This is a genomic window from Saccharopolyspora sp. NFXS83, assembly GCF_026241095.1.
GTDB lineage: Bacteria > Actinomycetota > Actinomycetes > Mycobacteriales > Pseudonocardiaceae > Saccharopolyspora_C.
The window spans coordinates 252,287-270,491 of the sequence record NZ_JAPFGB010000004.1 but is presented as its reverse complement, the minus strand read 5'-3'; the positions used below and the strand labels follow the sequence as shown (position 1 = coordinate 270,491).

At 72.2% G+C, this 18,205-nt stretch carries 15 protein-coding genes; 9 read left to right on the top strand and 6 right to left on the bottom strand.

The genetic code is table 11. From position 1 onward, the window contains the following. Positions 1–116: 116 nt before the first annotated feature. A complete protein-coding gene (locus OOZ19_RS06495; protein ID WP_266089073.1) occupies positions 117–2,603 on the bottom strand; it encodes a GcvT family protein in 2,487 nt (828 codons plus the stop codon). Positions 2,604–2,935: 332 nt separating this feature from the next. Between OOZ19_RS06495 and OOZ19_RS06490 the strand changes: the two genes are divergently transcribed. The 5 genes from OOZ19_RS06490 (at position 2,936) to OOZ19_RS06470 (ending at position 8,960) form a co-directional block, all read left to right on the top strand. Continuing rightward, positions 2,936–4,195 carry a sarcosine oxidase subunit beta family protein gene (locus OOZ19_RS06490; protein ID WP_266089072.1) on the top strand — a complete coding sequence of 420 codons (1,260 nt, stop codon included), beginning with the start codon at positions 2,936–2,938 and terminating at the stop codon, positions 4,193–4,195. Positions 4,196–4,207: 12 nt separating this feature from the next. After that, on the top strand, positions 4,208–4,450 hold the full coding sequence (locus OOZ19_RS06485) for a sarcosine oxidase subunit delta (protein ID WP_266089071.1): 243 nt from the start codon (positions 4,208–4,210) through the stop codon (positions 4,448–4,450). Then, positions 4,447–7,260, top strand: a complete 2,814-nt coding sequence (locus tag OOZ19_RS06480) for an FAD-dependent oxidoreductase (protein ID WP_266089070.1) — start codon at positions 4,447–4,449, stop codon at positions 7,258–7,260. Before OOZ19_RS06485 ends, OOZ19_RS06480 begins: the two co-directional genes overlap by 4 nt. Next, positions 7,238–7,840 carry a sarcosine oxidase subunit gamma gene (locus OOZ19_RS06475; RefSeq protein ID WP_266089069.1) on the top strand — a complete coding sequence of 201 codons (603 nt, stop codon included), beginning with the start codon at positions 7,238–7,240 and terminating at the stop codon, positions 7,838–7,840. Before OOZ19_RS06480 ends, OOZ19_RS06475 begins: the two co-directional genes overlap by 23 nt. Before the next feature lie 373 nt (positions 7,841–8,213). Further along, a complete protein-coding gene (locus OOZ19_RS06470; RefSeq protein WP_266089160.1) occupies positions 8,214–8,960 on the top strand; it encodes an IclR family transcriptional regulator in 747 nt (248 codons plus the stop codon). A gap of 225 nt (positions 8,961–9,185) precedes the next feature. Here OOZ19_RS06470 and OOZ19_RS06465 read toward each other — a convergent pair whose 3' ends face one another. Then, entirely contained in the window at positions 9,186–10,757 is a 1,572-nt protein-coding gene (locus OOZ19_RS06465) for a Na+/H+ antiporter (RefSeq protein ID WP_266089068.1), read from the bottom strand. A 145-nt stretch (positions 10,758–10,902) separates the two neighbouring features. Further along, positions 10,903–12,795 carry a S9 family peptidase gene (locus OOZ19_RS06460; RefSeq protein WP_266089067.1) on the bottom strand — a complete coding sequence of 631 codons (1,893 nt, stop codon included), beginning with the start codon at positions 12,793–12,795 and terminating at the stop codon, positions 10,903–10,905. Between the two features lie 212 nt (positions 12,796–13,007). On the opposite strand from OOZ19_RS06460, the gene OOZ19_RS06455 reads away from it, so the two are divergent. Beyond that, on the top strand, positions 13,008–13,274 hold the full coding sequence (locus OOZ19_RS06455; RefSeq protein WP_266089066.1) for a UBP-type zinc finger domain-containing protein: 267 nt from the start codon (positions 13,008–13,010) through the stop codon (positions 13,272–13,274). 7 nt (positions 13,275–13,281) lie between these two features. On the opposite strand, the gene OOZ19_RS06450 is transcribed toward OOZ19_RS06455, so the two are convergent. Next, entirely contained in the window at positions 13,282–14,427 is a 1,146-nt protein-coding gene (locus tag OOZ19_RS06450) for a hypothetical protein (RefSeq protein WP_266089065.1), read from the bottom strand. 194 nt (positions 14,428–14,621) lie between these two features. Here OOZ19_RS06450 and OOZ19_RS06445 point away from each other — a divergent pair, with 194 nt between their 5' ends. From OOZ19_RS06445 to OOZ19_RS06435, 3 genes are read left to right on the top strand one after another with little or no spacing between them, the layout of a single operon-like run. Continuing rightward, complete coding sequence (locus tag OOZ19_RS06445; RefSeq protein WP_266089064.1) at positions 14,622–15,251, top strand: DUF4383 domain-containing protein; 630 nt, start codon at positions 14,622–14,624, stop codon at positions 15,249–15,251. Further along, positions 15,248–15,922 (top strand): DUF1990 family protein, encoded by a 675-nt coding sequence (locus OOZ19_RS06440; RefSeq protein ID WP_266089063.1) that lies wholly within the window; start codon positions 15,248–15,250, stop codon positions 15,920–15,922. The genes OOZ19_RS06445 and OOZ19_RS06440 overlap by 4 nt, the downstream gene beginning before the upstream one ends. Further along, complete coding sequence (locus OOZ19_RS06435) at positions 15,919–16,569, top strand: DUF1990 family protein (protein ID WP_266089062.1); 651 nt, start codon at positions 15,919–15,921, stop codon at positions 16,567–16,569. The genes OOZ19_RS06440 and OOZ19_RS06435 overlap by 4 nt, the downstream gene beginning before the upstream one ends. Here the strand turns inward: OOZ19_RS06435 and OOZ19_RS06430 are convergent. Further along, positions 16,490–16,918: a hypothetical protein gene (locus OOZ19_RS06430; protein ID WP_266089061.1), complete on the bottom strand. Its 429-nt coding sequence runs from the start codon at positions 16,916–16,918 to the stop codon at positions 16,490–16,492. The genes OOZ19_RS06435 and OOZ19_RS06430 overlap by 80 nt on opposite strands. A gap of 285 nt (positions 16,919–17,203) precedes the next feature. Next, positions 17,204–18,028, bottom strand: a complete 825-nt coding sequence (locus tag OOZ19_RS06425) for an SAM-dependent methyltransferase (RefSeq protein WP_266089159.1) — start codon at positions 18,026–18,028, stop codon at positions 17,204–17,206. Positions 18,029–18,205: the final 177 nt, after the last annotated feature.

Sequence of the window (18,205 nt, the reverse complement as noted above, 5' to 3'; positions counted from 1 at the left end):
CTCCTTTGCGGTGGGTGGTCTGTCCGGCCCGGTCGGGGTGCGCGGCGGCGCACCTCGGCGGTGAGCCGGGTGGGCGTGTGCACTTCGGGTATCGCGATGCGGGTGAACGGGGGCGCTCAGCGGCGCATGCGAGCCATGTCGGGGTCGAACACCGGGTCGGCGACGACCGTGGTGGGATGTCGGCGGTCGAAGTAGGACACCCGCAGCGAGGTGCCCGGTTCGGCCAGGTCGGCGGGCAGCCAGGCGTACGCGAGGCTCATGCCCGCGCTGTGGCCGTATCCCGCGCTGGTGGTGAAACCGACCGCGTCGCGCCCGGTCTCGGGGAACACCGGCTCGGCGCCCATCAGCACCGTGCCGTCGGTGACGTGCAGGCAGCACAACCGCCGCCGCACCGGTCGTTCGCGGCGCCGCAGCAGGGCGTCGCGGCCGACGAAATCTCCCTTGTCGGGTTTGACGGCGAACGCGAGCCCCGCCTCGTCGGGGTCGTGCTCGCTCCACATGTCCGCGCCCCACGCGCGGTAGCCCTTCTCCAACCGCATCCCGTTGAACGCGGCGCGGCCGGCGGGGAAGATCCCGTGCGCGGCGCCTTGGGCGGTCAGCAGGTCCCAGAGCCGCCCGCCGAACTCGGCCGAGGTGTAGAGCTCCCAGCCCAGTTCGCCCACGTAGGACAGCCGCAGCGCGACGACCGGCACTTCGCCGACGAACAGGCGCTTCGCGTGGAAGAACCGGAACGCCTCGTGCGACACGTCGACGTCGGCCAGCGGGGCGAGCACCGCGCGGGCGTTCGGCCCCCACAGGCCGATGCAGCAGGTGCCGCCGGTGATGTCGCGGACCGAGGTGGTGTCGTCGGCGTGCGCGCGCAGCCAGGCGACGTCGCGCGGGCCGTTGCACCCGACCTGGAATTCGGTCTCCGACAACCGGGCCACGGTGATGTCGCCCCGGATTCCGCCGGTGTGCTCCAACATCAGCGTGTAGGTGACGTAGCCGGGTGCCCGGTCCAGCTTGCCGGTGGTGAGCCGGTCCAGGAGGTCCAGCGCGCCGCGTCCGCTCACCTCGGCGCGGGCCAGCGAGGTCATGTCGAACATCGCCACGCCCTCGCGGGCGGCCTGGTGCTCGGCGGCGGCGATCGGAGAGGAGTAGCGACCGGCCCACTCGCCGGGGACGACGATTTCCCGCCCGTCGACCAAGGATTCGTTGGACCGGTACCAGTGTGGCCGTTCCCAGCCGTTGGCCTCCAGGAACAGCGCGCCGAGCCGTTCCTCCCGCTCGTGGAACGGCGAGGTGCGCAGCGGTCGCGGGTGCAGCGGGGGCTGCTGCGGGTGCACGACGTCGTAGACCTCGCGGAAGCTCTGCGCGCTGCGCTCGGCCACGTAGGCGGGGCTGTGCGCGAAGTCCTCGAAGCGGCGCAGGTCGGCGGCGCGCAGGTCGATGCCGGGGGAGCCGTCGGCCATCCACTCGGCCATCGCCCGGCCCACCCCGGCCGCGTGGGTGATCCACACGGCCTCCGCGACCCAGAACCCGGCGACCTCCCGCGACGGGCCCAGCACCGGCATCCCGTCGGAGGTGAACAGGAACAGCCCGTTCATGCCCTCGGCGACCTCGGCCCGCTCCAGCGCGGGCAGCAGCTCGCACGCGTCGTCCCACGGCTGCTTGAAGTCCTGCGGGGTGAACGGGTGCACCGAGGCCATGCCCGCCCAGGCGCCGCCGCCCGACGGCGCCTCCGACCCGTCGCCAACGGCGGTCGGTGCCAGTTCCTCGGCGCGCACCGGGATCGCCCGGTGCTGGTAGGAGCCGATGCCGTAGCGGTCGTGGATCTGCCGGAAGTACATCGAGGCGTCCTGGTGCCGCAGCAGCGGCTGCGCCACCTCCTCGCCGCCGTGCTCCTTCGCGGCGCCGAGCCCGGCGATGGGGCTGGTCACCGCGTACTGGTGCGCCAGCGGCTGGACCGGGACGGACACCCCGGCGAGCGCGCCGATCTTCGGGCCCCAGATGCCCGCGCAGCACAGCACCGCCTCCACTTCCACGGTGCCGCCGCTGGTGCGGACCGCGCGGACCCTGCCCTCGGACACGTCGAAGCCGGTCACCTCGGTGCGCCCCTCGAACCGCACGCCGAGCCGGGTCGCCTCCCGCGCCATCGCCTCCGCCGCCCGGACGGGTTTGGCGATGCCGTCGCTCGCGACGTGCAAGCCGCCGAAGATTCGGGAGTGCTCGACCTGCGGGATGCGGTCGGCGACCTCGCGCGGGCCGATCAGCTCGGCGGGCACGCCCCACGCGGCGGCCAGGCCGCGCTTGCGCTTGAGGTCGTCCCAGCGCCGAGCGGTGGTGGCGACCTCGATGCCGCCGACCTGGTGGAAGCACGGGGCGCCGTCGAGGGAGTCGGAGGTGAACCGCTCGACCGTGTAGGACGCCAACCGGGTCAGCAGCTCGGAATTGTTGGTCTGGAAGACCAATCCCGGTGCGTGCGAGGAGGATCCGCCGGTCGCGAACAGCGGGCCCTGGTCCACGACGAGCACGTCGGTGATCCCGGCTCGCGCGAGGTGGTACGCCGTGGAGCAGCCGACGATGCCCGCTCCCACGATCAGGATTCGTGCCCTGCCGCCCATGTGCCGCCCCCTGGCTCACGACGCTGATGCCGGGGCCGCTGCCCCGGAGAATTCGGTTCGATCAACGCATCTCGTCCGAGCGCGCCCGGCCGGAGTCCCCGCGGCGGCCCCCGCAGGGTTGTTGCGCTGCTCACAACTGGCTGCGTTGGACGCAACAGTGCGCTTGCGCGCGGGGACGCGTCAAGCACACGAGAGGGCGAATTTCGTTGGAATGATCGGCTTTTCTCGATCTGCCGGGTGCGTGCGGCGGATCCCGGTTGTTGGTGTGACCGTGCGTGGTTAGCCTCGGCTGCATCAGGACTTCAGGCGTTCCTCGCCGAGTGGGTGATCAGATGCGATCCCGCCCTTCCCGCGCTTCCCGCGGCATCGCGCCGCGAGCCGAGCGGCTGCCGGATCCGCCTGCCCGGCTGTGGCGCTCGGCGGAACCGGAGCGCTCCTACGACGTGGTGATCGTCGGCGCCGGCGGGCACGGGCTGGCGACCGCGTACTACCTGGCCGCCGAGCACGGGATCCGGGACGTGGCGGTGCTGGAACGCGGCTGGCTGGCGGGCGGGAACATGGCCCGCAACACCACGATCATCCGCTCCAACTACCTGCTCGACGAGAGCGCCGCGCTCTACGGGCACGCCCTGGACCTGTGGGAGCGGTGGCCCGCCGAACTGGACTACGACTTCCTGCTCAGCCAGCGCGGAGTGCTCAACCTCGTGCACACCGAGCAGGAGGTGCGCGACGCGCGGCGCCGCGCGTTCGCCAACGGGCTCAACGGGATCGACGCGGAGTTCGTCGGCCCGGACGAGGTCGCCGCGCTGTGCCCGATCCTCGACGTGTCCCCGGACCGGCGTTACCGGGTGCTGGGCGCGACCTGGCAGGCGCGGGCGGGCATCGCGAAGCACGACCACGTGGCGTGGGCGCTCGCGACGCGGGCGAGCGAGCTCGGCGTGGACTTGATCGAGCGGTGCGAAGTCACCGGATTCGTCACCGACGGCGAGCGGGTCACCGGGGTGCGGACCTCGCGCGGGGACATCGCCGCGGGCCGGGTCGGGCTGGCCGCCGCGGGCCGCACCAGCGAGCTCACCGACACCCTCGGGTGGCGGATCCCCTTGCAGAGCCACCCGTTGCAGGCGTTGGTCTCCGAACTGCTGGAGCCGGTGCACCCGTGCGTGGTGATGTCCAACCACGTGCACGTCTACTGCAGCCAGGCGCACAAGGGGGAGCTGGTGCTCGGCGCGGGCATCGACTCCTACAACGGCTACGGGCAGCGCGGGTCGGTGCAGGTGATCGAGCGGCAGCTGGCGGCGGCGCTGGAACTGTTCCCGATCTTCGCGCGGGCGCACGTGATCCGGACCTGGGCGGGCGTCGTGGACGTCACCCCGGACGCCTCGCCGATCATCGGGCCGACGCCGTTCGAGGGGCTGTACGTCAACTGCGGCTGGGGCACCGGTGGGTTCAAGGCCACGCCCGCCGCCGGCCGGGTGTTCGCGCACACCGTGGCGACCGGCTCGCCGCACCCGCTCAACGAGCCCTACGGGTGGGAGCGGTTCCGCACCGGCGCGCTCATCGACGAGCACGGCGCCGCCGCCGTCGCGCACTGATCGGAGGGTGTGATGTTGCTGATCCCCTGTCCCTGGTGCGGGAATCGGGACGAGGTCGAGTTCCGCTACGGCGGGCAGGCCCAGGTCCCGTACCCGGCGGACCCGGCCGCGCTGGACGACGCGGCGTGGGCGGATTACCTGTTCGTGCGGGCCAACCAGCGCGGCGGCTACGCGGAGCGCTGGGTCCACGCGGACGGCTGCCGCCGCTGGTTCGACGTCGTCCGGGACACCGTCACGAACGAGTTCGCGCCATGACCCGGCTGCCCTCCGGCGGGCGCGTCGACCGCGGCCGGACCGTCGAGTGCGTAGTGGACGGCGTGCCGTTGCGCGGACATCCCGGCGACACGCTGGCTTCCGCCCTGCTGGCCGCCGGACGCCTGGAGGTGGCGCCGTCGGTGTACCTGGGCCGCCCGCGCGGTGTCCTCACGGCGGATCCTGGCGAGCCGAACGCGTTGGTGCAGGTGCTCGACGACCCGGAACCGATGGTCCCCGCGACCGAGGTCGAACTGCGCGACGGGCTGGCCGCGCTGAGCCTCTCCGGCGTGGGCCGGGCCGATCCGGGCGGTGCGGCGCGCTGCGAGAAGCGGTACCGGCACGCGGACGTGGTGGTGATCGGGGCGGGGCCTGCGGGCATCGCGGCGGCGCTGGCCGCCGGACGGGGCGGTGCCCGGGTGTTCCTGGTGGAACGCCACCGCGAACTCGGCGGCGCGCTGCTGGACGGCGACGAGCGGATCGACGGGCTGCCGGGCGCGGACTGGGTCGCGCGCGCGGCCCGCGAGCTCGCCGCGCGGCCGGAGACCCGCGTGCTGACCCGCGCGACGGTCGCCGGGCACTACGACCACGGGTACCTGCTGGTCGCCGAGCACTCCGCACCGGAACAGCGGCCTCCGTGGCAACGGCTGTGGCACCTGCGCGCGCAGCGGGTGGTGGTGGCCACCGGCGCCCGCGAGCGGCCCATCGCCTTCCCCGGCAACGACCGCCCCGGGGTCCTGCTCGCCGGGGCGCTGCGCCGCTACCTGCGGCGGTTCGCGGTGCTGCCCGGTGAGCGCGCCGTGGTGGGCACGAACGGCGACAGCGCCTACGCGACGGCGCTGGACCTGGTGGCGGCGGGCGCGTCGGTCCCGCTGCTGGTGGACGCGCGCCCCGAGCCGCCCGCTGCGCTGCTGGCTCGGGCCCGGGCCGCGGGAGTGCCGGTGCGGACGGGTGCGGCGGTGATCGGCACTTCCGGCGAGCGGCGGGTCTCCGCGGCACGGGTGGCCGCCATCGACGATCAGGGGCGGCCGGTGGGGCCGGTGGACGTGGTGGAGTGCGATCTGGTCGCGGTCGGCGGCGGGTGGAATCCGGCGGTGGAGCTGACTCGCGGCCCGCTCGTCTGGGACGACACGATCTCCGCGTTCGTGCCGGAGGGGGATGCGGCGGTGGGCGCTGCGCGCGGCTCGTTCGGAGTGCGGGACTGCCTGGCGCAGGGATTCGAGGCCGGTGCCGCCGCGTCCACCGCGACCGGGTTCCCCGTCGCGGCACCGCCGATCCCGCCGGTCGACGCCGACCCGGAACCGTCCCGCGTTCGTCCGCTGTGGATCGTGCAGGGCGATGAGGGGTCGAGTTTCGTCGACCTGCAACGGGATGTCACCGTCGCCGACGTCCGCCGCGCCGTCGATGCGGGACTGCGCTCGCCGGAGCACGTCAAGCGCTACACGACCCTCGGCACCGGCAGCGATCAGGGCGCCACTTCGAACGTGCTCGGACTGGGCGTGCTCGCCACCCTGCTCGGCATCGGCTCGCCGGGGGCGCTGGGCACCACGGCGGCGCGCCCTCCGGCGCGGCCGATGCGCTTCGAACTGCTGGCCGGGCGGGATCGCGGCGCGCTGCACGACCCGGTGCGCACCACCCCGATGCACGACTGGCACGTGCGGGCGGGCGCGGTGTTCGAGGACGTCGGGCAGTGGAAGCGCGCGCGCCACTACCTGAGGCCGGGCGAGGACATGGCGGCGGCGGTGCTGCGGGAGTGCGCCGCCGCCCGCACCGGGGTGGCCATGATGGACGCGACCACCCTCGGCAAGATCGACGTGATCGGGCCGGACGCGGGGGAGTTCCTCAACCGCGTCTACACCAACGGATTCGCGAAGCTCGCCGTCGGCAAGGCCCGCTACGGCATGATGTGCACCGCCGACGGCATGGTGTTCGACGACGGCGTCACCATGCGGCTGGCGCCCGAGCACTACTTGATGAGCACCACCACCGGCAACGCGGCGGCCGTGCTGGACTGGCTGGAGGAGTGGCTGCAGACCGAGTGGCCGCAGCTGTCGGTGCACTGCACCTCGGTGACCGAGCAGTGGGCCACGATCGCCGTGGCCGGGCCGGATTCCCGCGCGGTGCTGGCGCGGGTGGCGCCGGGGCTGGACGTCTCGGCTGCCGGGTTCGGCTTCATGGAGTTCCGGAACGCGGTGCTGCGCAACGGGATTCCCGCGCGGATCAGCCGCATCTCGTTCTCCGGTGAGCTCGCGTTCGAGATCAACGTGGCGTCCTGGTACGGGCAGGCGGCGTGGGACGCGGTGTTCGCCGATGGCGCCGACCTCGGCATCACGCCCTACGGCACCGAGGCGATGCACGTGCTGCGCGCGGAGAAGGGCTTCGTGATCGTCGGGCAGGACACCGACGGCACGGTCACCCCGCTGGACCTGGGCATGGACTGGGTGGTCTCGAAGCGCAAGAGCTTCATCGGCGACCGCTCCTTCACCCGCCCCGACACCGCCCGCTCGGATCGCAAGCAGCTGGTCGGGCTGCTGCCGGTGGACCGGGACGCGCTGCTGCCGGAGGGCGCGCAGCTCGTCGAGTCCGACGCTCCCCGGACGCCGCCGGTGCCGATGCTGGGGCACGTGACCTCCAGCTACCGCAGCGCGGCGCTGGGCCGCACGTTCGCGCTGGCGCTGGTCCGCGACGGCAGGCGCCGCGTCGGCGAGGTGCTGCACGCGCCGATCGGCGACGCCGACCTCGCCGTCGAGGTCACCGATCCCGTCTTCTACGACCCGGAAGGAGCTCGCCGTGACGGTCACCAGCCCCGCTGAACCGGGAACCACCGGGGCGGCCACCGCGGACCTGCGCCGCAGCCCGCTGGCGGCCCGCGCCGCCGAACTCGCCGAGCACACCGCCCGCAGCGGGGTGCTGCTCGCAGAGGAGCCGTTCCTGGCCCAGGTGAACCTGCGCGCCGCGCCGGACGTGCTCGACCGGCTCGAAGCGGCCGTAGGAATCCCCGTGCCGCGCGGTGTGAACGAGGTGCGCGGTACCCCGGAACGGGCCGTGCTGGGACTCGGGCCGGACGAGTGGCTGATCATCGCCCCGGACGGTGCGGCCGACGGCATCGTCGGTGGACTCGTGGCCGCCGGAGCCGGTTCGGCGGTGGACGTGTCGGCGAACCGCACCACCGTGCGGCTCGCCGGGCCCCGCGCGCGGGACGTGCTGGAGCAGGTCTGCTCGCTGGACCTGCACCCGCGCGCGTTCGCCGCAGGCAGCTGCGCGCAGACGCTCGTCGGCCGCACCCAGGCCGTGCTCTGGCAGCTCACCCCGGAACCCGGCTACCGCCTGCTGGTGCGCGGATCCTTCGCCGGATACCTGGCGGACCTCCTGATCGACGCACTCCCGCGCTGATGTCCCGCCTGCCGGATTCGCCCCTGCCGCGGCGGCGCGGGCGAACCGGTACCGCGCTCGTGCTCGGAGTACCGCTCACGTCGATCGAAATCGAATGCGACTTCGCGAGAATTCGCGGCGATGCCGATTTCCGGCGCCGGGAATCGGGTTGAAATCCCAGCGCACCGGGATGTTCGCGGGGGTGATCACTCGCGGTGCGGCGGTCGGTCGCGCGGGATTTTCGCAGGTGGAAGGCGTAGACCGAAACCCGTCCGATTGTTGCGCAATCAGCAACTCGGTGTAGGGTTCGAGAGGAAAATTCCCCGCAACGGATACGGTTGAACCCGTGGTCAACGCAGGACGATCTCCCAACGGTGAACGGTCCGGCGCACTAGTGCAGTCGGTGGACCGGGCGGTGAGCGTGCTGGAACTCCTGGCACGCCACGGCGAAGCAGGGATCACCGAAATCGCCGTCGAGCTCGGCGTGCACAAGTCCACCGCCTCCCGCTTGGTCAGCGTGCTCGTCTCGCGCGGGCTCGTCGAACAGCTCGGGGAGCGCGGCAAGTACGTCATCGGCTTCGGCGTGGTCCGGCTCGCCGGTGCCGCCACCGACCGGATGGACCTGTCCAGGCTGGGCCGCCCGTTCTGCGAGTCGCTCGCGGGCGACCTCGGCGAGACGGTGAACATCGCGGTCCGCGACGACGACGTGGCGATCAACATCAGCCAGGCCCGCGGCACCGCTTCCGTGACGGCGCACAACTGGGTCGGTCAGCGCACCCCGCTGCACGCGACCTCCAGCGGCAAGGTGCTGCTGGCGCACGCGCCCGTCGACGACCAGGACGTGCTGCTGGACGGCGACCTCGCGCAGTACACCCCGCGCACCGTCACCGACCCGGCCGAACTGCGCGGCGGATTCCAGCTCATCGTGCGCGACGGCTACGCCACCAGCTACGAAGAGCTCGAACTGGGCTTGAACGCGGCGGCGGTCGCCGTGCACCGCCACGACGGCGAAGTGGTCGCCGCCCTCAGCGCCTCCGGCCCCTCGTACCGCTTCTCCCGCAAACGCATGCGAGAGGTAGTCGGAGCCATGAAGGTCGCAGCCAAGGAACTCTCCGGCCAACTCGGCTTCCTGGAGGAGTGAGGGGCTGGGCTCGTTCTGCTTTGGTGGTGAGGCGGCGGAACCTCAGCTGTCTTCTCGCGAGGACAGCTTTTTCCCTCGTGGCGGAGCCACTCGGGAAAAAGATCCCGCAGCGAGAAGACAGCTGAGAACCCGCGGGTGGTCGGCTTTTCGACGTGGGCTATGCGCTTCGCGCATCCAGGCACGCCCTTCGGCCGCGAGGAACGGTATTCGGGCGCTTTGCTGTTGTCACTCCCTCTGCAACATCACATCTTCGAGGTCGAGTTCGTGCAGGACTCGGCGTAGAACCTCATCGTCGATGCGGCCTTCGTCGCGGAAGCGCACGAACACCTCGCGTTCCGCGGCGAGCATTTCCGCGCGCAGCCTGCGGTAGGCGGCGCTGGGGCTTTCGCCCACTTCCGCGTCGGAGCGGCCGAGCCGTTCCCAGGCCCGGTTGCTGCGGCGTTCCGCGGCCCGGCGCAGGTGTTCGGTCACCTCTTCCGGCGGCGCTTCGTCTTCGGACAGCTCTTCCAGCCGCCGTCGCGCCGCGAGCGCCGCGTTGTGCGCGGCTTCCGCTTCGGCGAGCGCGTCGGTGTAGTTCTCCTGGCCGCGCACGCCGAGCGCCCGGATCACCCACGGGAGCGTGGCCCCGTGCAGCAGCAGCGTCGCCAGCGTCACGAAGAACGCCAGGAACAGCACTTGAGGCCTCTGCGGGAACATCGCGCCGGAGGAGGTGAACTGCGGGATCGCCGCCGCCGCGGCCAGCGACACCACGCCGCGCATCCCGGCCCAGGACACCACGGCTCCGTAGCGCCACGGCGGGGCGGTGCCGCGGCGCAGCAGCAGTTCCGGCAGCTGCATCGTGGTGAACACCCACAGCGCCCGGACCAGCACGACCGTCGCGGTCAGCGCGAGCCCGACCAGCACCAGCGGCCCCAGCTGCCCCGCCACGCCTTCGGTGACGCCGCGCAGCTGGAGCCCGATGAGCGCGAACACCAGCGCTTCCAGCAGCGTGTCCGCGGACAGCCACACCGCCCGGTCCTGCAACCGCACCGAGGCGCTGCCCGTCGGTGACCGCTGGCCCAGGTAGAGACCGGCGACGACCACGGCGAGCACTCCGGACGCGCCGATCTCCTCGGCCAGCAGGTACGCCGCGAACGGCACCAGCAAGCCCGCCGCGCTCTCCAGCACCCCGTCCGACAGCGCCTGCCGCACCCGGTGCACCACCCAGCCCACCGCGAAGCCCACGACGAGCCCGCCGACGGCGGCCAGCAGGAACACGCCCACTCCCGCCGCCAGCGAGTACCCCGTTCCGATCACGGTGGCCACGGCGACCCGGTAGGCGGTGAGCGCCGTCGCGTCGTTGACGAGGCTTTCGCCGCTGAGCACCGTCATCACCTTGCGCGGCAACCCGAGCCTGCGGCCGATGGACGTCGCCGCGACCGCGTCCGGCGGCGCCACCACCGCCCCCAGCACGAGCGCGGCGCCCAGCGGCATCGCGGGCACCAGCCACCACGCCACCAGTCCGGTGACGACCGTCGTGACGAGCACGGCGCCCAGGGCCAGCGAGCCGATGGGGCGGGCGTTGGCGCGGAATCCGAGCGTGGAGCTGGTCAGCGCCGCCGAGTACAGCAGCGGCGGCAGCACCAGGACGAGGATCAGCTCCGGGTTGATCGAGTAGTCCGGCACGCCGGGCACGAACGACAGCGCGAGACCGGCCAGCACCAGCACCAGCGGTTCGGACAGGCCCCACCGGCGGGCGAGGGCGGTGATCGCCAGCGCCACCGCCAGCAGCACCATCAGATCCGGGAACAGGTGCATGCGTCTCCGTCCTCCCGGCGGCTGGGCTCCGACGGAAGTCTAGGGACGCCGGAGCACTGCTGCGCCTCACCGACCCCGCTGAGCCACGAACGCCTCCGGAGGACTTGCGCAGCGGGTCGGCGGCGGGACCTCGCGCCCGCGCTCGTCAGAGGTGCTCGGCGAAGTGCCGTTCGATCGCGCGGTACAGGCGGAACTGGTTCTCGGGGTTGGCGAAGCCGTGGCCCTCGTCCTCGGCGACGAGGTATTCGACGGGGACGCCGCGGGCCCGCAGCGACTCGACGATGTTGTCGGACTCCTCCTGGACCACGCGGACGTCGTTGGCGCCTTGGGCGACCAGCAGCGGTGTGCGGATCTGGTCGACCATCGCGATGGGGGAGCGGGCCAGCATGTCCGCTTCCTGCGCGGGGTCCGCGGGGTCGCCGACGTAGCGGTACCAGTTGTTGGCCATGTGCGGCCGGACGAACGGCGGCAGGGTGCGCATGAAGTTCGCCAGGTTCGAGATGCCCACGTAGTCCACCGCGGCGGCGAAGCGGTCGGGGGTGACGGTGATGCCGACGAGCGCCGCGTAGCCGCCGTAGGAACCGCCGAAGACGCCGATGCGGTCGCGGTGGGCGCAGCCCTGCTCCACCGCCCAGTCGGCGGCGTCGATCAGGTCGTCGTGCATCTTCCCCGCGAGCTCGCCGATCGCGCTGGTGAGGTGGCGCTTCCCGTAGCCGGTGGAGCCGCGGAAGTTGACCTGCAGCACCGCGTAGCCGCGGTTGGCCAGGAACTGCACCGACGGGTCGTAGCTCCACGTGTCGTGGGCCCACGGCCCGCCGTGCACGAGCAGCACCAGCGGAAGCCGCTCGGGTTCGACGCCGACCGGCAGCGTCAGGAACCCGTGCAGCGGCAGCCCGTCGCGGGCCGGGAAGTGGACCGGCGTCATCGGGGCCAGCTCGGCCGGATCGAGCTCCGGGTACGGGCGGAACAGCAGCCTGCTCTCCCCGGTGCCGTGGTCGTAGAACCAGGTCGCTCCCGGTTCGCGGTCGTGGATGAAGGAGACGACCCAGCGCTGCTCCGACTCGTCCGAGGACACCGAGCCCAGCACGCCGTCGGAGAGCTCGGACAGCGCGGCGTGCACCTCGGCGAAGTGCGGGTCCAGCACCTCGATGATCGGCCGGTCGCCGACGAAGCGGGCCGCGATGACCTCCCCGGTCCGCTTGCTGGTGAACACGGTGGGCGGCAGCCCGGGACCGACCGGACCCAGGGTGCACAGGCTGTGGCCGTCCACGGCCGCTACCACGGTCTCCTCGCCGGTCGTGCGGTCGATGCGGACGAGCCGCAGGTCGTCGGAGTCCTGGTAGGCGCCGACCAGCAGGCCCTGCCCGTCGGGCGTCACCAGCTGCGGGTGCACGCCCACCGGGTGCTCCGGGCCGCCCTGGCGGCGCAGGAAGCGCAGGTCGCCGGTGTCGGGGTCGACGGCGTGGAACTCGTGGGTTCCGTCGTCGGCCAGCGCCGAGTAGAAGGCGGGCCGCGCTTCGCGGTCGACGAGGTAGCCGCCCTTCGGGTCGGGTTGTTCCAGCAGCGTCGTCGTCTCGCCGGTGGCGACGTCGATCCGGAACAGGTCGAAGAACATCGGCCGCCGGTTCATCGAGACCAGCACGCTGCCGGGGACCGACTTCATCGGTTCCGCGCCGAGCATCCGCGATCCCGGCGGCAACGGGGTCAGGTCGACCGCCGGTTCGTCGGGCGCGTCGAGGTCGACGCGGTAGAGGTGCCAGTCCTCGTTGCCGTCGGTGTCCTGCTCGTAGAGCAGCCAGCGAGGGTCGTCGGTCCAGTGGTAGGTGTGGATGCCGCGCCGGGCGTCGTGTGTGACGCACACCGCGTCCTCGTGCCGCTGGTCGATGCCCCGGATCCACACGTTGGTCCGCCCGTGCATCGGCGCCAGGTAGGCGAGCCGCGTTCCGTCCGGCGAGATCGACGCCCCGGCGAACACGGGGTCCGCGAAGAACTCCTCGGCGTCGATCCGCCTCGGCGGGTCGGCCAGCTGCGTGGTCATGCGGTGCTCCGATCGGTCTGCCTCGGCCGGGATCGCGGCGGGGCGGGTGGTCTGCCGCTATCGACGAAACACCTGGCCGTCGCGGCATGCTCAAGCCTCCGCGGGCGTGTTCCCGGTCATATCGGGGCGCCGGGCTTGCGGGGTCGCCACCGAGCGCGCCGGGACGGGACAATTCCCGCAGGAGTTCCGGCGACGAGCGCGGGAGGTGGCCGGTGGCCGCATGCGAGCACTTGCAACAGGCGACGGGACGCGATCCCGAACCGGGTTCCCGGACGGCGTGCGAGGACTGCGCGCGACTGGGGCTGGACGTGTGGGCGCATCTGCGGCTGTGCACCGAATGCGGGCACGTCGGCTGCTGCGACTCCAGCCCGAGGCAGCACGCGACGGCCCACTTCCACGACTCCGGCCACCCGGTGATCCGCTCGTTCGAACCGGGCGAGTCGTGGTCCTGGTGCTACCGGGACGAACGCCTCGGCTGAGGGGTTCTCAGGGCGAGATCGTGGCGTCGTCGGGGTGGCCGAACCTGCCGTAGCGGCGTCGGATGGCGTCGGCGAAGTCCTGCTGGCCCGCGCCGTCGAACAGGGCCGCCAAGCGGGTGGCGAGCTGGGTGCGGTCGGTGTCCTCGGATTCCGGGCTGAGCTTGTCGATCAGCCCGTGCACGTGGTCGATGGCGCTGTGCTCGGCATCCTCGGGCAGGCCCGCGGCGGAACCGGCGGAGAGCTGCCCGTAGGAGAAGAACTGTCCGGAGTCCAAGGTGCCGCTGAACGACAACGAGTCGCGCTGGAACGGCAGCCCGTCGCGGAACGGGGCCTGCCGGGACGAGGGCACCAGGTGCCGGAACTGCTCGGCGATCTCGGTGCCGTTGGCCGCCGCCGACAACTGGGCGAGGGTGCCGATGAGCTCGGCGGCCCGTTCCACGTCGTTCTCGTTGCGCGCCAGCCACCACACGATGGCGCTGCCGGTGTCACGCAGCACTTCGTCACCGAGGTAGGCGCGCTTGCTGCGCTCGTGGTCGCGTTCCCGGTGCCACAGCTGCTCGTCCTTGCGGACCTCGGCGAGCCGGCGCAGCCGGTCGGTGTCGTCCTCGGGCAGCGTCAGCGTCACCTCCGCGGCCCAGGTCTCCACGTGCCCGTGCTGGTCGCGCTGCACCGCGCCGAGCGCGCCCGCCAGCTTGTGCGCCACCACGTCGGCCCCGCCGGGATGTTCGACGGAGGTGATCTCGCGGGCGCGGGTCAGCAGGGTGTCGACTGCCAGTCCGGCCGGGTTCTCGTGCGCCACGCCGACCGCGTCGGCCGGGCGCCGCCACCACACCGTCGCGCCGAACACGAACCGGTAGTCGTCCTCGGAGCTGGGCAGCGCGACGTCCCGCACGAGGCGCTGCCGGGGCGGTTCCGGCTCGGGTTCCGCGGGCGCGGCGGGCCGTTGCTGCTGCACGACCAGCGCCTCCCGAAGCTCCTGCTGCCGGTGCAGCTGGACCAGCCGCCGCGCGTAGGTGCCGACGCAGGCGAGCAGCCCGGCGGCGATCAGCAGCCAGGCCCACAGCGGCCAGCGCAGCGCCAGGACGAGCACGGCGGGCACCAGCGCGGAACCGGCGGCGAGCGCGGCCAGCAAGATCTTGTTGTCGCGGCTCATCGTCCGGCCACTCCGCATCGGTCGCTTTCACGGCGCCGACCACTGTATGGCGGGTGATCATCGCTGCGGTACCCGGCGTCCGGGCGATGCGCGGAGCCCGGTGTAACCGGTTCGGACACCGGGTAGCCGCAGAGCGTAATCACGGGTTCCGGGGGTGGGTGATGAGACGCGGGAGAACGGTTCAACCGCATCCGGTGCACACGGTTCACCGGGTCGGCGCGGTGCTGCTGGGACTGGGGTTGTGGGTGTTCGGCATCCTCGGGCTGGCTCGCGGGCTGGAGTTCTTCTCCACCAGGGGGCACGTGGTGCTGGGGTTGTCCAGCAACGGGCTGCTGTCGGTGATCTCCCTGGTGGCCGGCGCGGTGCTGATCGGGTGCGCGGCGTGGGGCGGCAGGCAGGCGTCCACGGTGACGACGTTCGTGGGGGCGTTGTTCCTGCTCTCCGGGCTGGTGCACCTGGCGATCCTGAACTCGCCGCTGAACCTGCTGGCGTTCCGGATGCCGAACGTGCTGTTCAGCCTCGTGGTCGGGCTGATCTTGCTGTGCACCGGCCTGTACGGGCGGTTGTCGGGCGGGTTGCCGCCGGACAACCCGTACCGGCGGGAGCATCCGATGCGCACCCGCCGCCCCGACCCGGAGGAGCAGCTCGACGACGAGCGGAAACCGGTGGAGACCGAGGAGCAGCAGTACCGGGATGCGGAGATCGCGATGGGCGAGGGCCACCCCACTCCGGAGCAGACCCAGCTCGTGATGCGCGACCAGGCGCGGCGCCGTGCGGTGGAGCGGGCCCGCGCCCGCCGCCGCACCGAGGGAGGGCACGTGTGATCCTCCCGTGGCTGTGGCGCTGGCCGCCGGGACTGCTGCTGGCCGTGCTGCGCGAGCTCACCAGCGACGTCCCGGTGCACCTCGTGGAGTGCGCCGAGGAGGTCCACCCGCCGGAGCCGCCGAGCCCGGCGGCGGACCTGCAACTGCCGGAGGACGGCTTCGGCCCGTTGTTCCACCGCCGCTACTCCGCCGACATCGACCTGCACCTGCGCGGCGCGGAGGAGGTGATGGCGCTGTTCGTCGCCGCACCGGACCAGATGGTCCCGGGCGAGGTGGCGGTCTTCGACCCCGAAGCCGATCACGTGGATCTGCGTCCGGGCGACGACCTGGTGGTGCGGATGCCCGGCCCGTGGAACGGCCCGGTCCGGGTGCTGGACGTGACGCCGACGTCGTTCCGGCTGGCGACCCGGCGGGGCCACCTGGAGGCCGGGCAGATCGAGTTCCGCGCCGCCGATCGCGGGATGCGGCTGCTTTTCGAGATCGAGTCCTGGGCGCGCAGCAGCGGCTGGGCAGCGGACCTGCTCTACGACCGCCTGCGCTTGTCGCGGCAGATCCAGGCGTACATGTGGGTGCGGTGCTGCGCCCGGGTTTGCGCCGCGTCCGGTGGCCGGCTGCGCAACGGAGTGGAGATCTACACCGGCCGGGGCGAACCGGCCGGGGAGCGGAGGTGAGCGTGACCGGTCTGCGGTGCGACGACGACCCGCGCTTGAGCGGGGAACTCGAACGGCTGCGGACGTTGCCGGTCAACTTCGACGTGCACGCCGTCGATCCGGAACGCCCCGGTCCGGAGTGGACGGTGGACGACTTCCGGCAGCCGCTGCCGGGGGAGCCGCCGGGGCCGCCGCTGTCCGGCGGGACGTGGGAACGGGCGTGCGCCCTGGTGCGCGACTACAAGTTCGCCGATCCGACCGTGGTGCGCCGCGCCTGCCGCTCCTCGGACGACCTGGTGGGCGCGGAACTGCTGCTGGAGACGAACTTCCACGGGCTCCTCTTCACCCTGCCGTGCCGGGTCGGGTCGGTCACCGACGCCACGCGCGAGGAGGAACGGGTGTGGGGGTGGAACTACCGCACGCTGCGGGGACATCTGGAGCAGGGGCAGATGGACTTCCTCGTGCGCAAGGATCTCGCCAGCGGCGACGTCGAGTTCCGCGTGCACGCGTTCTCCCGATCCGCCTCGATCCCGAATCCGGTGGTGCGCTTGGGTTTCGCGCTGTTCGGCCGGAGCACGCAGCTGAGGTTCATCCAGAGCGCGTGCCGCCGGATGACCGAGTTGACCGAGCCAGTAGCTCGGCGAGGCGGTCGCATTCGGCCACGGTGACCGTCACCGCCGGATGCCGCAGCAGCCCCAGCGGTTCGATGCCGGGCATCGGGTCGGCGAACCGCACGCACAGGCCGCGCTCTCCGTTGGTGGCGCAGGTGAGCCCGCCGTCTGCCGCCGACACGCGCGCGGGCCCCGCCGTGGACAGCAGCCAGTACGGGCCGGTGATGCCGGTGCCGATGATGTTCGACCGCCCGGTGCGCAGGCACCACGGACCGAAGCGCACGGTGAACTCGCTGCCGCTGACCCGGACCCACGTGGTCGGCGGCGTGATGCCGAACGGCAACCCCAGCAGCCGGTGCGCCCGCCCGAACCGGAACGGGAACACCTCCACGACATCCGACACCATGCCCTCGGGCTACCCGGGAGCGACGGCGGTCGCACCTGGATCATGCCGAGGTTCGGAAACCGGCCGAAACCGCAGAACGGTCTCCGCTCGTCGTCTTGTCAGCGGCGAAGCCGCTGAGCAGCGACCAGCTTGAACGTGGCGACCACCGCCGGGTTCGCAGCGGTGTCCTCGCGAGGACGCCTTTTTCCCTCGTGGCGGAGACGCTCGGGAAAAAGATCCCGCAGCGGGGACACCGCTGAGGTTCCACCACCCGACCACCGAGCGAGCCATCGGCGAGTACTTCCCTCAAGGCTTGCGGCCGACGGCGGCTGCTACGCAGCGTCCCGCCGCGGGAAGCGGTGCGAGCCGAGGCCCGTCCGGCCACCAGGCGTCGGTGACGACCAGGCCGGGATCGAGCAGGTCGAGGCTCGCCAGCATCGCTTCGAGTTCGGCGCGGGTGCGGAAGAATCCGGAACCGAGCCCCGAGCCGAGCAGTTCCTGCACGCGGCGGGCGTGCACGCTGTGCTCGTCCTCCGGGTCGAAGAAGTGGCTGAACGCCACGAACGATCCGGACGGCAGCGCCTCGACGTACTCCCGCACGACGTCGGCGGCGGGCCTGCTCCGCGACGCCTCGTCGTAGTGGTGCAGCGTGCCGACCTGCAGCAGCGCCAGCGGGCGGGTGAAGTCGAGCTTCTCGCGGACCAGCGGGTCGTCCAGCACGCGGCTCGGCTCGAAGATGTCGGCGTCGAGGAAGTGGCTGCGGTCGTTGTCGGCCAGCAGCGCCCGGCTGTGCGCGGCGACCGTCGGGTCGTTGTCCACGTACACCACTTGGGCTTCCGGGTTCACGCGCCGGGCGATCTGGTGGGTGTTCTCGGCGGTCGGCAGCCCGGATCCGCAGTCCAGGTACTGGTCGATGCCGGCCTCGCGGGCGAGGAACCGCACGGCGCGGACCAGGAATGCGCGGCTGGTCAGGGCGATCGTCCGCGCTTCCGGGACCGCCTCGTTGATCCGCCTGCGCAGTTCGCGGTCGACCTCGAAGTTGTCCTTGCCGCCGAGCGCGCAGTCGTAGACCCGAGCCAAGCTCGGCCTGCTCGTGTCGATGGCATCCGACGGATCGGACGGAATCGGAATGGCAACCTCGCAACGGCATCGGGCTCGAAGATCGCCATCACCCTAACCGTCCCGAGATCCGCGGCGATTCCTCCTCTCCGAACCACGTGCGCAGGGGTTTCGCCGCGATTTCCCTTGATCGTCGTGCGTCTTGATCGCCGTGCGATGGTCGCGCCGCTCTCGTCCCGCCGGCCGTGC